This is a genomic window from Streptomyces sp. NPDC048659, from assembly GCF_040650575.1.
Lineage (GTDB): Bacteria > Actinomycetota > Actinomycetes > Streptomycetales > Streptomycetaceae > Streptomyces.
Genome location: NZ_JBEZHM010000052.1, coordinates 1 through 14,171 on the forward strand (window position 1 = coordinate 1; position 14,171 = coordinate 14,171).

General features: G+C 74.3%; 15 protein-coding genes. 2 read left to right on the forward strand and 13 right to left on the reverse strand.

Annotated features, from left to right (window positions below; all coding sequences use genetic code 11):
• From AB0C99_RS30650 to AB0C99_RS30700, 11 genes are all read right to left on the reverse strand, one after another.
• Window positions 1-1,507, reverse strand: a 1,507-nt coding sequence (locus AB0C99_RS30650) for an amino acid permease (protein ID WP_362481969.1), incomplete at its 3' end; no start/stop codon positions are given.
• 46 nt (window positions 1,508-1,553) lie between these two features.
• Window positions 1,554-3,329 carry a hypothetical protein gene (locus AB0C99_RS30655; RefSeq protein WP_362481972.1) on the reverse strand — a complete coding sequence of 592 codons (1,776 nt, stop codon included), beginning with the start codon at window positions 3,327-3,329 and terminating at the stop codon, window positions 1,554-1,556.
• A 150-nt stretch (window positions 3,330-3,479) separates the two neighbouring features.
• A complete protein-coding gene (kynU, locus tag AB0C99_RS30660; RefSeq protein ID WP_362481975.1) occupies window positions 3,480-4,763 on the reverse strand; it encodes a kynureninase in 1,284 nt (427 codons plus the stop codon).
• Between the two features lie 5 nt (window positions 4,764-4,768).
• On the reverse strand, window positions 4,769-5,857 hold the full coding sequence (gene dmpG / locus AB0C99_RS30665; protein ID WP_362481978.1) for a 4-hydroxy-2-oxovalerate aldolase: 1,089 nt from the start codon (window positions 5,855-5,857) through the stop codon (window positions 4,769-4,771).
• Window positions 5,854-6,786 carry an acetaldehyde dehydrogenase (acetylating) gene (locus AB0C99_RS30670; protein ID WP_362481980.1) on the reverse strand — a complete coding sequence of 311 codons (933 nt, stop codon included), beginning with the start codon at window positions 6,784-6,786 and terminating at the stop codon, window positions 5,854-5,856. Before AB0C99_RS30670 ends, dmpG begins: the two co-directional genes overlap by 4 nt.
• Window positions 6,783-7,811 carry an amidohydrolase family protein gene (locus tag AB0C99_RS30675; protein ID WP_362481983.1) on the reverse strand — a complete coding sequence of 343 codons (1,029 nt, stop codon included), beginning with the start codon at window positions 7,809-7,811 and terminating at the stop codon, window positions 6,783-6,785. Before AB0C99_RS30675 ends, AB0C99_RS30670 begins: the two co-directional genes overlap by 4 nt.
• Window positions 7,808-8,380, reverse strand: coding sequence for a 3-hydroxyanthranilate 3,4-dioxygenase (locus AB0C99_RS30680; protein ID WP_362481986.1), 573 nt, complete (start codon window positions 8,378-8,380; stop codon window positions 7,808-7,810). Before AB0C99_RS30680 ends, AB0C99_RS30675 begins: the two co-directional genes overlap by 4 nt.
• The gene (locus tag AB0C99_RS30685) at window positions 8,377-8,802 is read right to left on the reverse strand and encodes a RidA family protein (RefSeq protein ID WP_362481989.1); all 426 of its coding nucleotides are present in this window, start codon (window positions 8,800-8,802) and stop codon (window positions 8,377-8,379) included. The genes AB0C99_RS30680 and AB0C99_RS30685 overlap by 4 nt, the downstream gene beginning before the upstream one ends.
• Window positions 8,799-9,560 (reverse strand): fumarylacetoacetate hydrolase family protein, encoded by a 762-nt coding sequence (locus AB0C99_RS30690; protein WP_362481991.1) that lies wholly within the window; start codon window positions 9,558-9,560, stop codon window positions 8,799-8,801. The genes AB0C99_RS30685 and AB0C99_RS30690 overlap by 4 nt, the downstream gene beginning before the upstream one ends.
• Window positions 9,557-10,306 (reverse strand): fumarylacetoacetate hydrolase family protein, encoded by a 750-nt coding sequence (locus tag AB0C99_RS30695; protein WP_362482118.1) that lies wholly within the window; start codon window positions 10,304-10,306, stop codon window positions 9,557-9,559. The genes AB0C99_RS30690 and AB0C99_RS30695 overlap by 4 nt, the downstream gene beginning before the upstream one ends.
• Window positions 10,307-10,410: 104 nt before the next feature.
• Entirely contained in the window at window positions 10,411-11,826 is a 1,416-nt protein-coding gene (locus AB0C99_RS30700) for a 2-hydroxymuconic semialdehyde dehydrogenase (protein WP_362481994.1), read from the reverse strand.
• A 187-nt stretch (window positions 11,827-12,013) separates the two neighbouring features.
• Here AB0C99_RS30700 and AB0C99_RS30705 point away from each other — a divergent pair, with 187 nt between their 5' ends.
• Window positions 12,014-12,961 carry a LysR substrate-binding domain-containing protein gene (locus tag AB0C99_RS30705; RefSeq protein ID WP_362481997.1) on the forward strand — a complete coding sequence of 316 codons (948 nt, stop codon included), beginning with the start codon at window positions 12,014-12,016 and terminating at the stop codon, window positions 12,959-12,961.
• Between the two features lie 18 nt (window positions 12,962-12,979).
• Here AB0C99_RS30705 and AB0C99_RS30710 read toward each other — a convergent pair whose 3' ends face one another.
• Entirely contained in the window at window positions 12,980-13,219 is a 240-nt protein-coding gene (locus tag AB0C99_RS30710) for a hypothetical protein (protein ID WP_362481999.1), read from the reverse strand.
• Between the two features lie 142 nt (window positions 13,220-13,361).
• Here AB0C99_RS30710 and tatA point away from each other — a divergent pair, with 142 nt between their 5' ends.
• Window positions 13,362-13,595, forward strand: coding sequence for a Sec-independent protein translocase subunit TatA (tatA, locus tag AB0C99_RS30715; protein WP_362482001.1), 234 nt, complete (start codon window positions 13,362-13,364; stop codon window positions 13,593-13,595).
• Here the strand turns inward: tatA and AB0C99_RS30720 are convergent.
• On the reverse strand, window positions 13,585-14,145 hold the full coding sequence (locus tag AB0C99_RS30720; RefSeq protein ID WP_362482003.1) for a hypothetical protein: 561 nt from the start codon (window positions 14,143-14,145) through the stop codon (window positions 13,585-13,587). The genes tatA and AB0C99_RS30720 overlap by 11 nt on opposite strands.
• Window positions 14,146-14,171 lie beyond the last annotated feature (26 nt).

Genomic DNA, 14,171 nt, shown 5'->3' on the forward strand with positions numbered 1-14,171 from the left:
GGGCGAGCAGGGTGGCGGCCATGGACAGGACCGGGGTGATGCCGCTGCCGCCGACGACGGCGGCGAAGTGTCCGGGGCGCGGGGCGAGGACGAAGATCCTGCTCCTGCGGCGCAGCGCCGTCAGGGCGTAGCAGACGAGGAGCACGGCGGTGAAGGCGAGGCCGATGCCCGCCGCCTGCCGCATGTCCGGGACCTCGATCGCGGTGGCCGCGACGGCCAGCACCCCGGCCCCGGCCAGCACCGCCAGCTTGCTGCCGCCCGGGATGCTGAAGCCGGTGAAGTCCGCGGGGTGCGCGTCGCGGTGGCGGCGGAAGGCCACGTACGAGGCGAGGATCAGCAGCCAGACGAGCAGCACCGCGAAGAGCGCGATCGACATCAGGATCCCGAAGATGCCGCCGACGTCGTAGAAGGCGAGCAGCGCCGCCGCCGCGATGCCCAGGGTGGAGGCGGCCAGGGCCGCCGCCGGGACGCCGCGCGCGGTGAGCCGGGCCAGCGGCGCCGGGGCGAGCCGGTCGTGGCCGAGGGAGTGCAGCAGGCGGGAGGCGCCGTACAGGTGGGCGTTGGCGGCGGAGACGGCCGCGATCAGCACCACCAGGTTGGTGAGGGTCGCCGCCGCCGGGACGCCGACGTCGGAGAAGACCCGCACGAAGGGGCTGGCCTCGACGCTGCCGTCGCTCTTCGCGAGCCGCTGCCACGGGATGAGCGCCACGACCAGCGTGATGGCGAGGACGTAGAAGACGCTGAGCCGCCAGGCGAGCTGGCGCATCGCGGTCCGGATCGAGCGCTGCGGGTCGGTGGCCTCGGCCGAGGCGATCGCGACGACCTCGAACCCGGCGTACGCGAACATCACCACCGACATCGCGATCCAGACGGACTTGGCGCCGTGCGGCATGAAGCCGCCGTCGTCGGTGAGGTGGGCGAAGCCGGTGGCCTCGGTGTCCGGGAGGCCGAAGAAGACCAGCAGCGCCGCGCACAGGATGAACGCGCACAGCGCGGTCACCTTGATCGTGGAGAGCCAGAACTCCGTGGTCCCGAAGGACTTCACGTTGATGACGTTGACCGCGAGGACCACCGCCGCGACGGCGAGGATCGCCGCCGACATCGGCACACCGGGCCACCACCACCGGATGTACAGCGCCGAGGCGACGACCTCGGTGCCGATGACGACGACGGCGCTGAACCAGTACATCCAGCGGGTCACGAAGCCGGCCCACGGCCCGAGGTACGTCTGCGCGATGGCGCCGAACGAGCCCTGGACGGGGTGCGCGGCGGACATCTCGCCGAGCAGGACCGCGATGATCGCGACCAGCACGGCCCCGATCGCGTACGAGACGATCACCGCGGGCCCGGCGGCGGATATCGCCGAGCCGGAGCCGAGGAACAGGCCGGTGCCGAGCGCGGAACCCAGTCCGATCATGGTGGTCTGACGAGGGGTCAGGGAGCGGACGAGGCCGCCGCCTTCGGTGCCGGAGTCGGCGACCGGGACGGGTCTTTCCTGAGTGGCCATGGCGGGTGTCCTTGTCTACGAGCGGGGGCGGGGAGGGGAGGGAGGGTCAGAACTCGCTGGTGCGGAACGGCCTGGCCGGACGGTCGAGGTCCGGCTTGCCGAGCACCTTCGGCGAGGACAGCGCGTAGATGCCGTGGTTGGTCAGCACCCAGGCGATGTTCCGGTCCCACTCCACGTACACGCCGTGGGTCTGGTTGCCGTAGGCGTAGTCCGGGGTCCCCTTGCCGTACGCCTTGGGAACGAAGTAGGCGTCGATCTCCGGCGCGGCCGGGTTCGAGACGTCGAAGAACTGCACGCCCGCGTTGTAGAAGCCGTAGCCCAGCACGCCGGGGGTGTGCCGGCCCGGGTTGGTGTAGGAGCCGGTGCGCTTGGGGCCGAAGCTGCCGCGCCGCTGGCAGAAGTCCGTCATGCCGGACGCCTTCGGCGGCACCGGGCGGGGCAGGGCGCCGACGACGCGGGGGTTCTTCGGGTCCTTGGCGTCGATCTGGTAGACGTCCTTGTAGGGCTCGTAACAGTCCTCGGTCAGCGGGTAGCCCGAGTAGTAGATGATGCCGGTCCGCTCGTACTGGGACACGTCGATGTTGTCGCCCTCGGTGCCCGCCACGGACGGCGGCAGGTCCAGGTGGCTGACGGTCCGCAGGTTCGCCGGGTCCGAGATGTCGAGCACGGTCAGCCCGTAGCCGCCCATCGCGGCGAAGGCGTAACGCCCGCCCTTCTCCACCGGCTTGGGCACGAAGAGCGGCATCCGCGCGCCCATCCAGCTGGTGCGGTTGCCGCAGCGCGGGTTCTCGCGGTACGCCGCGTCCTCACCGGTCCGCTGGCCGGGCAGGTGCCAGGTGTCGAGGAGCTTCGGGTGGGCCGGGTCGGCCATGTCCCAGGACTGGTAGCCGGCCGAGTGGAGGTTGGTCGGGTACTCGGTGCGGGAGTACGTGTCGTCCGGCGCCGTCGCGAGGAACATGTACCGGTCGCCCGTCCAGTACGGGGTGTCGAGCGAACCGGAGCCCTGCTGCGCGCTGTTCGGGTCGCTGCGCAGCGGGTCCTTCTGGGTGGCGTCGGTGGAGACCGTCGCGAGCAGCTTCCAGTCCTTCTTGCGGGGGCCGTCCAGCCGGAAGACCTTGAAGCCCTTCAGGCCCGGCTTGGCGCGCAGCTTGCGGACGCCCTCCGGGTTGCCGTACTTGTCCTCGGCCGGGTCGTCGGTGAGCTCGTGGATCTGCCGCTTGTTCTCGAAGCTCTGCACCATGACGTAGGCGCCGAGCTTCTTGTTCCACTGGATGGTTGAGGCGCCCCAGTAGTCGTTGGCCGCCCAGTCGCCGTTGGCCTTCGTCTCGTCGCCGCCGACGTCCTCGCGGCTGACCCGCTCGACGACCTTCACCTTCTTCACGTCGGTGATGTCGTAGACGCGGCCCTCGGAGCGGTCGTACTGGAACATGTACCGCCGGCCGTCGAAGTCGACGATGTTCTGCCAGGTGTGGAAGTAGTCGGGGGTGAAGTCCGGTCCCTCGTAGGCGGCTTCGACCTTCATGTTCTTGATGTACGAGCGGGTGTCGTACTCCGCGTTGCGGCCGGGGAACGCGTGCTCGTTCTCCTCGTCGAGCGGGGTGAGCGCGGGGTGCCGGAACGTGCCGTCCAGCTGCATCCCGTACGCGCCGGGGTCCGCCGGGCCGGGACGCCGGTCGGCGCAGACCTCCGGGATGTCCGGGTCGGTCGCGCGGGGGGCGGCGGACGCGGAGCCCGCGCCGGAGCCGCCGGGCACGAGCAGGGTGGCGGCGGTGGCGGCGGCGACCGCCGTGGCCAGGGCCGTCTTCGTACGCAGTGATCGCATGGGGGTCCTCGGGGTGCTCGGCGGTGGAGACGGTGGGAGGGACGTGCGAGGGACGTGCGAGGGGTCCGGTCCGCGCGGCGGCCGACGGCCCCGAGGGGGGCGGCGGCTGGGGGATCGCGCGGACCGGCCGTGGGTGGGTGTGCCGGGACCTCAGGTGACGGTCGGGCGCTGCTGGTACTCGGCGGCCAGGTGGGCGCCGGAGGTCACGACGGACCGCAGCTCGGTCACCGCCGCCAGGACGTCCGCGTGGCTGAGGTAGAGCGCGTTGAAGCCGAAGCGCAGCAGGTCGGGGGCGCGCATGTCGCCGATGACGCCGCGCGCGGTGAGCGCGGCGATCAGCGGGTACGCCTCCGGGTGGCGCAGCGCGACCTGGCTGCCCCGGCGGGCGGCCTCGCGCGGGGTGGCCATGGTGAAGCCCAGGCCGTCGAGGAGGGAGTCGGCGCACTCCTGGAAGAAGCCGGTCAGGGACAGGCTCTTGGCCCGCAGCGCCTCCATGTCGACACCTTCGTACGCCGTCAGCGCGGCCTCCAGGGCGATCAGGGAGAGCAGCGGCGGGGTGCCGATGCGGGCGCGGGCGACCCCCGGGGCGGGGGTGTACGTGCCGGACATCGCGAACGGCTCGGCGTGCCCGTGCCAGCCGGTCAGCGGGTGGTCGAAGCCCTCCTGGTGGCGGTGGGCGACGTAGCCGAAGGCGGGGGCGCCGGGGCCGCCGGAGAGGTACTTGTAGCCGCAGCCGATCGCGAAGTCCGCGCCGATCTCGTCCAGTCGGACGGGCAGGGCGCCCGCCGCGTGGCACAGGTCCCAGTGGATCAGGGCCCCGGCCTCGTGCGCGGCGGCGGTGAGCGCGGCCATGTCGTACAGCTCGCCGGTGCGGTAGTCCACCGGGGCGTACGCGGCGACGGCGACGTCCGCGCCCTCGGCGGCGAGCACGGCGGCGGCCTCGCGGGCGGGCACCCGGCGCACGTCGAGCCCGAGGAGGCGGCCCACCGAGTCGGCGATGTACTGGTCGGTGGGGAAGTGGTCGGGGTCGGTCAGCAGCACCCGGCGGCCGGGGCGCAGCCGGGCGGCGGCGAGCAGGGTGTTGAAGAGCTGGACGCTGGTGGAGTCCCCGGCGACGACCTGCCCGGGGGCGGCGCCGACGAGCCGGCCGATCGCGTCGCCGGTCCGGGTGGGCGCCTCCCACCAGCCGTTGGCGTTCCAGGAGCGGATCAGGTCGGTGCCCCACTGGCGGTGCACGGCGTCCTCGACGGCGGCGGGCACGGCGGCGGGGAGGACGCCGAGGGAGTTGCCGTCGAGGTAGACGACCCCCTCGGGGAGCAGGAAGCGGTCCCGGACGTGGGCGAGGGCGTCGGCCGCGTCGAGGGCGGCGGCGCGGTCGGCGAGCGTGGCGTCCGGGCCGGTCACCGGGGTCGCGGGCGTGTCTGTGGTCGGCATTGCGGTCACTCCGTTGTGACGGGGGTGGCGGATGTGGCAGATGTGGCGGGCGAAGCGTAAGCGGCGGCTGCGGAGGGCGCGGTGGCCGGGGACTTCCCCGTGAGGTCCAGGGCGATGTCCGCGAGCAGGTCCTCCTGCCCGCCGACGAGCCCGCGCCGGCCGGCCTCGACCAGCAGGTCGCGGGTGTCGAGGCCGTAGCGCCCGGCGGTGGCCTCGGCGTGCCGCAGGAAGCTGGAGTACACCCCGGCGTAGCCGAGCGTGAGCGTCTCCCGGTCGACCCGCACGGGCCGGTCCTGGGTGGGGCGTACGAGCTCCTCGGCCGCGTCCATCAGGGGGAACAGCGCGCAGCCGTGCTCCCAGCCCATCAGGTCGAAGACGGCGATGGTCGGTTCCAGCGGGGCGTTGCCCGCCCCCGCGCCCTGGCCCGCGAGGGAGGCGTCGACGCGGCGGGCGCCCGCCTCGACGGCGGTGACGCTGTTGGCGACGCCGAGGCCGAGGTTGTGGTGGGCGTGGATGCCGATCTCGGTGGCCGGGTCGAGCACGTCCCGGTAGGCGCGCACCCGGTCCCGTACGCCGTCCATGGTGAGCCGGCCGCCGGAGTCGGTGACGTACACGCAGTGCGCGCCGTACGACTCCATGAGCTTGGCCTGGGCGGCGAGTTCGGCCGGCGGGGCCATGTGGGACATCATCAGGAAGCCGGACACGTCCATGCCGAGCTCGCGGGCCAGGCCGATGTGCTGGGCGGCGATGTCGGCCTCGGTGCAGTGCGTCGCGATCCGGATCGAGGTGACGCCGAGGGAGTGCGCGCGGCGCAGGTCCTCGGCGGTGCCGACGCCGGGCAGCAGCAGGGTGGTGAGCCGGGCGCGGTCGAGCACCTCGGCCGCCGCCTCCAGCCACTCCCAGTCGGTGTGCGCGCCGGGGCCGTAGGTGACGGAGGAGCCGGAGAGGCCGTCGCCGTGGGCGACCTCGACGGCGTCGACACCGGCCGCCTCCAGGGCGGCGGCGATGGCCCGGACCTGGTCGAGGGTGTAGCGGTGCGAGACGGCGTGCATCCCGTCGCGCAGGGTGACGTCCTGGACGTAGACGGAGGTCATCGGGCCGGGCTCCGTTCGGCCAGGCGCTCGGCGGTGCGCAGCGCGGCGGAGGTCATGATGTCGAGGTTCCCGGCGTAGGCGGGGAGGTAGTGGGCGGCGCCCTCGACCTCCAGGTACACGGAGACGAGGAGCCGGGACCCGCCGGCGGGCGGCGCGCCCCCGGCGAGCCGGGCGAGCGGGTCGTCGGCGGCGAGGCGGCGGAACTGCGGTTCCTGCTTGAGCCGGTAGCCGGGGACGTACGCGGCGACGGACGCGGCCATCGCGTGCACGGAGGCGGCCACCCGATCGGTGTCGCAGTCGTCGACGACGCAGTGCACGGTGTCCCGCATGAGCAGCGCGGGCTCCGCCGGGTTGAGGATGATGATCGCCTTGCCCCGGGCGGCGCCGCCGACCCGCTCCAGGGCGCGGGAGGTGGTCTCGGTGAACTCGTCGATGTTGGCCCGGGTGCCGGGGCCCGCCGAGCGGGAGGCGATCGAGGCGACGATCTCCGCGTAGTGCACGGGGGCCACCGCGGAGACGGCGGCGACGATCGGGACGGTGGCCTGGCCGCCGCAGGTGACCATGTTGAGGTTGGGGGCGTCGAGGTGCTCGTCGAGGTTGACGGGCGGGACCACGTAGGGGCCGATGGCCGCCGGGGTCAGGTCGACGATCCGCTTGCCGTACGGCGCGAGCGCGGCGGCGTTGCGGTGGTGGGCGGCGGCGGAGGTGGCGTCGAAGACGAGGTCGATCGAGTCGAACTCGTCGAGGGCGATGAGCCCTTCGACCCCTCCGGCGCTGGTCGCGACGGACAGCCTGCGGGCGCGGGCCAGCCCGTCGGACTCCGGGTCGATGCCGATCATCGCGGCGGCGGTGACCGCGCCGGAGCCCCGGATCATCTTGATGAGGAGGTCGGTGCCGATGTTGCCCGACCCGATCACGGCGGCCCTCATCGGACGGCCTCCTTCGTGGCGTGGGCGGGTTCGAGGTTGAAGAAGCGGACGGCGTTGCCGCCGAGGACCGCGTCCCGCTCGGCCGGGGTGAGCCCGCTCTCGCGGACCAGCCTGCCGATCTCCTCCTCGCCCAGCGGGAAGGGGTGGTCGGAGCCGAGCAGCACCCTCTCGGCGCCCATCACGTCGACGAGCAGCCGCAGCGCGCCCGGGTCGAAGACCGCGGAGTCGACGGCGAAGCGGTCGGTGTAGTGCGAGGGCGGGTGCGGGCTGTCCGCGCGGACCAGGTCGCGGCGGTGCCAGGCGTTGTCGGCGCGGCCCAGGAGGTACGGGAAGCTGCCGCCGCCGTGCGCGAAGAGCAGCCGCAGCGAGGCGGGGAGCCGCTCGAAGGCGCCGGAGAGGATGAGCGACAGGATCGTCAGGTGGGTCTCGCCGGCCATGCCCGCGAGCCAGGCCAGCATGTAGCGGCGGTAGCGGGGCCCGGCCGGCAGGTCCCAGGGGTGGACCAGGACGGCGGCGTCCTGCTCGGCGCAGTGCGCCAGGAACTCGACGAGCGCCCCGTCGTCGAGGTCCCGGTCGCCGAGGTGGTTGCCGATGTGGACGCCGTGGAAGCCCTGCGCCATGGCCTCGGTGACCATCGCGCAGGCCGCCTCGGTGTCCTGGAGCGGCACCTGGCACAGCGGGGCCAGCCGGTGCGGGGCGTGCGCGCCGTACGCGAGGAGGTGGGAGTTGACGGTGCGGCACCAGTCGACGGCCCGCCGCGCCTCCAGCTCGTAGCCGAAGAGCAGCGGGGTGCTGGACACCACCTGGACGTCGACGCCGAGCCGGTCCAGGTCGGCGACCCGCTCCGCCGGGTCCCACAAGGTGCGCCGGACCGGCCGGTACTCGGTGGACCCGGCCATCATCATCCCGGCGTCCGGGCCGTCCGTGGTGCGCAGCCAGGGGGCGTCCGCGGAGCCGGTGAGCCGCTCGGCCTCGGCGCGGCCGAGCTCGGGGAAGACGTGCGCGTGGATGTCGACGACGGTCATGCCGGGCCCGCCTCGTCGCGGCGGGTGCGCGGCCGCAGCTCCTCGGGCCAGTCCTTGCCCGGGTGCACGGCGCCGCAGTGGCGGCAGGTGCGGGCGGCCTCGTCGCCGTAGAACGCCTCGAACACCGGCGGCAGGTCCTCGACGATCGAGGTGAGCTGGACCTCGCTGCGGTGCACCAGATGGTGGCAGTCGACGCAGTACCACTCGAAGGCGTCGCGCTGCCCCTCGGGCCGGGCGAACTCGACGACCAGGCCGACGCTGTCCTCCTCCGGGCGCTGCGGGGAGTGCCGGACGTGCGGCGGGAGCAGGAAGACGTCGCCCTCGCGGATGTGGATGTCGCGCGGCGGCTGCCCCTCGGCGTCCATGACGCGGAGCACCATGTCGCCCTTGAGCTGGTAGAAGAACTCCTCGATCGGGTCGTCGTGGAAGTCGGTGCGGCGGTTGGGGCCGCCGACGACCGTCACCATCAGATCGGCGTCCTGCCAGATCTGGACGTTGCCGACCGGGGGCTTGAGGAGGTGGCGGTGCTCCTCGATCCACGCCTGGAGGTTGAACGGTCTCATGGTCATCGGGGTGGTTCCTTGTCCTGGTCCTGCGGTATGTGGGCGACGGCGCTGATCTCGATCAGCAGGTGGGGGTGGGGGAGCTGGTGGACGGCGACGGTGGTGCGGGCCGGTCCGGTCTCGTCGAAGTACTCGGCGTAGACCTCGTTGTAGCCGCCGAAGTCGTTCATGCTGACCAGGTACGTCGTGACGGAGACCAGGTCGCCGAGGCCCCCGCCGGCGGCGCCGAGGAGGCGGCCGATGGTCTCGATCACGGCCCGGGTCTGGGCCCGGATGTCGAGGTCGGTGACCCCCATCGGGTCGGCGCTCGCGCCCACGAAGCTGCCGTCGGGCAGCCGGGAGCTGGTGCCGGAGACGTACACCAGGTCGCCGGCGCGCCGGAGGTGCGGGAACCGGCCGCGCGGGGGCGCGGCGCCGGGCACGATCACGCGGTTCCCCCCTCGGTCCCGGCGGCTTCCGTCGTGAGGGCGACCGTGCCGAGACCGGCGACGGTGGCCCGGACGTGGGTCCCCGGCGGCAGCGGCACGGCGGCCGTGGCCGCGCCCGCGAGGATCACCGTGCCGGGCTCCAGCGGGCCGCCGAGCCGGGCGGCGGCGGCCAGGGCGCGCAGCGGGTGGCCGAGGATCGCGGCGGTCGAGCCGGTCTCGACGGTGCGCCCGTCGAGCTCCAGGAGGACCCCGAGGCCGCCGAGTTCGCGCGGCGAGCGCCAGGCGCCCACGGCGTAGTGGGCGGCCGAGGTGTTGTCGGCGATGACCTCGGGCAGCGAGAAGCGGAAGCCGTCGTAGCGGGAGTCGATGACCTCCAGGGCCGGGGCCACGGCCGCGACCGCCGCCATCGGGTCCCCGCCGGGCCGCAGGACGCCGCCGAGCAGGAAGGCGACCTCGGGCTCGACCCGGGGGTGGATGAGGCCGGAGACGTCGAGCCGCCCGCCGTCCGGGACCTCCATCCGGTCCGTGAGCCGCCCGTGGATCAGGTCGGCGACGCCCATCTGCCGCATCTTGGCGACGCTGGTGAAGCCGAGCTTGAAGCCGGTGAGCCGCTCGCCCCGGGCCAGCCGCCGGGCCACCAGGGCGTCCTGGACCGCGTACGCCTCGGCCGGGTCCGTCAGCCCGCTGCCGCCGCCCGCGAGCGCGCGCCCGTCCCGTGCCGCGCCGTCGAGGGCCTCGGCCAGTGCGCCGGGGTTCATCGGGCGTCCCCTTCCGTGGTGGGGCGGCCGAAGGCCGCGCGGACCGAGCCGAGACCGTCGATACGGGCTTCGAGGACGTCCCCGGGCGCGACGGCGACCATGGGGCCGAGCGCGCCGGTGAGCACGGTGTCCCCGGCCCGCAGCGGGCGGCCGAGCCGGGCGAGGGTGTCGGCGAGCCAGACGGCCGCGTTCAGCGGGTTGCCCAGGCAGGCCGCGCCCGCCCCGGTGGAGACCGGCTCGCCGCGCCGTTCGAGGACCATCCCGGCGGTCCGCAGGTCGAGTTCCCGCAGCGGCACGGGGCGGGTGCCCAGGACGTACACGCCGCTGGAGGCGTTGTCCGCGATGGTGTCCACGGCCGTGATGTCCCAGTCGCGGATCCGGCTGCCGACGACCTCGACGGCGGGCAGCGCGAAGGCCGTCGCCCGGATCACGTCGGCCACGGTGTGCCGCTCGTGCGGGAGGTCGCGGTCGAGGACCAGGGCGACCTCGGCCTCGGCCCGGGGCTGGAGGACGGCGCCCCACGGGATCTCGGCGCCGTCCGGGACGGCCGTGTCGTCGAACAGCGGGCCGAAGTCCGGGGTGTCGACGCCGAGCTGCGCCTGCACCGCCGGTGAGGTCAGCCCGATCTTCCAGCCGGTGATCCGGCGGCCCTCCGCGAGCTGCCGGTCGGCCAGCAGGCTCTGGACGGCGTAGGCCGCGTCCAGGTCCCCGGCCGGCAGCAGCTCGCGGACCGGGGCGCAGGGCACGCCGGTGCGGCGGGCGGCGGCGAGGAGTCCGGCGGCCCGCTCGACGGCCGGGTCGACGGCCTGGCCGGCCGGGGGTGCCTCGCGGGTGTTCGCGGCGGCGGTGTTCACAGCTTCACGCACACATTCATGGGTTCGGAGAAGAAGTCGAGGGAGTGGTCGCCGCCCTCGCGGCCGATGCCGGACGCCTTGACGCCGCCGAAGGGGGTGCGCAGATCGCGCAGGTTCCACGTGTTGACCCAGGCGATGCCGACGTCGAGGGCCGGGGCGACCCGGTGCGCCCGGCTCACGTCGCCGGTCCACACCGTGGCGGCCAGGCCGTAGGGCCCCGCGTTGGCGAGGTCCAGCGCCTCCTCCTCGGTGTCGAAGGGGGCCAGGTGCACGACGGGACCGAAGATCTCCTCCCGTACCGCCGGGTGGTCCTCGGGCAGTCCGGTCAGCACCGTCGGCTCGACCCAGAAGCCGCCGTCCCGGTCGTCCCCGAAGCGCGGCACCCCGCCGCCCGCCAGGACCCGGCCGTCGGCCGCCGCCTTCCCGAGGTAGCCGAGCACCTTGTCGCGGTGGGCGGCGGAGACCATCGGGCCGTAGCCTTCGAGCCGCCGCGCCCCGGCCGCCAGGGCCTCGGCGAACGCGTCGAACACCGGCCGCTCCACGTACACCCGCTCGGTGCACAGGCAGACCTGCCCGCTGTGGGTGAACGCCGAGCGCAGGGTGCCCTCCACCGCCCGCTCCAGGTCCGCGTCGGCGAAGACGAGACCGGCGTTCTTGCCGCCCAGCTCGAAGGAGACCGGGGCCAGCCGTCCGGCGGCGGCCCGCATGATCGTCGAACCGGTGCGGGACTCCCCGGTGAACGCGACGGCGTCCACGTCCGGGTGCTCGGTGAGCCACTGACCTGCGGCGTCCGCGCCCGCGCCGTGCACGAGGTTGAAGGCACCGGGCGGCAGGTCCGTCCCGGCGATCACCTCGGCCAGCAGGCAGGCGGTGCCGGGGGTCAGCTCGGAGGGCTTGGCGACGACCGTGTTGCCGGTGGCGAGCGCCGGGGCCACCTTCCACGTCAGCAGGAGCAGCGGCAGGTTCCACGGCGAGATCACCGCGACCACGCCCAGCGGCTTGTGCACCGTGTAGTTGAGGGCGCCGCGCCCGTCCGGCGTGGGGGTGTGCCAGGACCGCTCGGCGCGGCCCGCCAGCAGCTCGGCGTAGGCGCGGAAGTTGGCGACGGCGCGCGGGATGTCGACCGTCGAGGCCAGCTCCCGGGGCTTGCCCGTGTCGGCGCACTCGGCGTCGACGAACTCCTCGAACCGCGCCTCGATCCCGTCCGCGATCCGGTGCAGCACCCGGGCCCGCTCGGCCGGGCTCCAGCGGGCCCAGGGCCCGCGCAGGGCGGACCGGGCGGCGCCGACCGCGCGGTCCACCAGCTCGCGGGGGGCCGAGGGCAGCGCACCCGCGACGGTGCCCAGGACCGGGTCGACGAGGGGGAGCAGCTCGCCCGTGGCGTCGAAGCCGCCCCCTACGTAATGCCGCACAGGTGAGCGCACCTTGCAGACCTCCGTTGCGTGACCAGGCCGGGCTCTCGGAACTGTTGTCCCGGCGTGTGCCGGTATCATGCGCCCACCGAGCTATGCCGAGCCAATGCCAAAAGGCACGCTTCCCCTACCGATTTCGGTATGGCGGGGGAGCGGGCCCCGGACCCTCCCGCGAGGAGCCCCGCCGATGGACCTCCTGGACGGCCGACTGAAGTTCCGTCACCTGACCCTGCTGGTCGCGATCGTCGACCACGGCAGCGTGGCGCGGGCCGCCGAGACCCTGCACCTGACCCAGCCCGCCGCCACCCGCACCCTGCGCGAACTGGAGGGCATCGCCGAGCTGCCGCTCTTCGTCCGGATCCCCCGGGGGATGCGCCCCACGGTCTACGGGCACGCCCTCACCGAACACGCCCGCACCGTCCTCGCCGAACTGCGCCGCGCCGCCGAGCACCTCACCGGACTGCGCGAGGGCCAGGACGGCACGGTCACCGTGGGCGCGCTCCTCGCCGGGACGAACGTGCTGCTGCCCCGGGCGGTCGCGCGGCTGAAGCGGGAGCGGCCCCGGCTCACCGTCGTCGTCCGCGAGGGCACCCCCGACGTCCTCCACCGGGCGCTCCTCGCGGGCGAACTCGACGTCATCGTCGGCCGGGTGGGCCCGGCCCCGAAGGAGGGCGACGGGCTGCGCCAGCGGCGGCTCTACCGCGAGCGCATCCGGCTCGCCGTGCGCTCCGGCCACCCGCTGCTCGACGCGGCCCGCGTCACCCTGACCGACACCCTCGGCCACCCGTGGATCCTGCCCGTGGAGCAGACGGCGCTGCGCCAGGAACTCGGCGCGCACTTCGCCGACCTGGGGCTCGCGCTCCCCGGCGACCGGGTCGAGTGCACGTCCATCCTCACCATGCGGGCCCTGCTGCTCCAGACCGACATGGTCGCGCTCCTCCCCGAGCTGGTGCTGCGCGACGACGAGCGGCTCGCCGCGCTCCCGGTCGAACTCCCCTCGGTGGGCCGCACCGTGGGCACCACGGAGGTCGCCCACCGCACCCGCAGTCCCGCGCTCCAGGCGCTGCTGCACCACCTCGACGAGGAGGCGGCCGTCCTGCGCGAGAGCCTGGGCGGGCCCCGGAAGGACGGCTGAGCCGGGGCGGGGCGGCCGTTACGGGCTGGCCGGGTCGTACCCGTACCGCAGGATCCCGTCCCCGGAGCCGCCGCTGTCCAGCCGGTAGACGTGCAGGGCCTCGACCCGGACCCCGGGGGCCGCGTCCTCGACCGCGCACGGGAAGGTCACCTGGAGCACGGCCGGCCGGTCGGACACCGTCAGACGGGTCCCGTCGGCGGGACCGCCCTGAAGCACCGCGCTCCGCAGAGCCGCCGTCATGTCACTCGTCGTCCCCATGAGGCAACTTTAAAGGTTGCGCAACTCTTTAAGCGTCGTGAGCTCCATCACGCGTCGAGGGCCGGGGGGCGGTGCGTGCCGATCCAGCCAGTTGTACAGTTGCGCAACAAGGCAAACGTCAGTCCTAGAGGGAGAGTGACCCGTGCTCCGCAACGCACTGGAACCGTGGCATCTGCTGCTCGTGGCGATCGCGTTCATCGTGCTCTTCGGATCGAAGCGGCTGCCGGACACCGCGAGGTCCCTCGGCAAGTCCCTGCGCATCCTCAAGAGCGAGACGCGCGCCATGCGCGCCGAGGGCGAAGGGGCCCCCGAGGAGCCCGGCGCGGCACCGGCCGCCGGGACCGGACCGGCGGCCGGGACCGGCCCTACTCGTTGACGAGCACGGGCACGGACAGCACCGCCGCGGCGGGCGCCGGGGCCGACGCGGGCAGGGACACGGAGAAGTCGATGCCCGCGCCCTCCGCCCTCCGCTCCCCGTGGCTCCCGCCCCGCTCGGCCCCGTGCTCCTCGCTGTACGTGAACGTCCCGGTCCCGGCGAGCCGCCCCCTCGTGTCGTAGAAGGCGGCGCGCAGCTCCAGGGCGACGACGTCGCTGACGTCCGAGGTCACGGTGAGACGGCCGGTCACGGTGCGCCGGTCGGTGAGGGTGAGCCGGTCGAAGCGCACCCGGTCGGTGAACGGGCCGTCCTCCACCCGCACGTCACCGGCGCGGGGCGCGGCGGCGAGGCTCGGCGCGGGCGCCGGGGCCCCGCGCGGGGCGGGGAAGGCCGTGACCGGCGGCGCGGTCGCCGCCGCGGCGGCTTCCGGCCCGGCGGCCGGGCCCGCGGCCGGGTCCGCGTCCCCGGAGCGGGCGCAGCCGGTGAGCGGGCCGAGGGCGGCGAGCGCGGCGATCAGGGCGAGGGTCACGGCCGGGGTGCGCGGTCTCATCGGGCGGTTCTCCCAAAGGGGGCGGG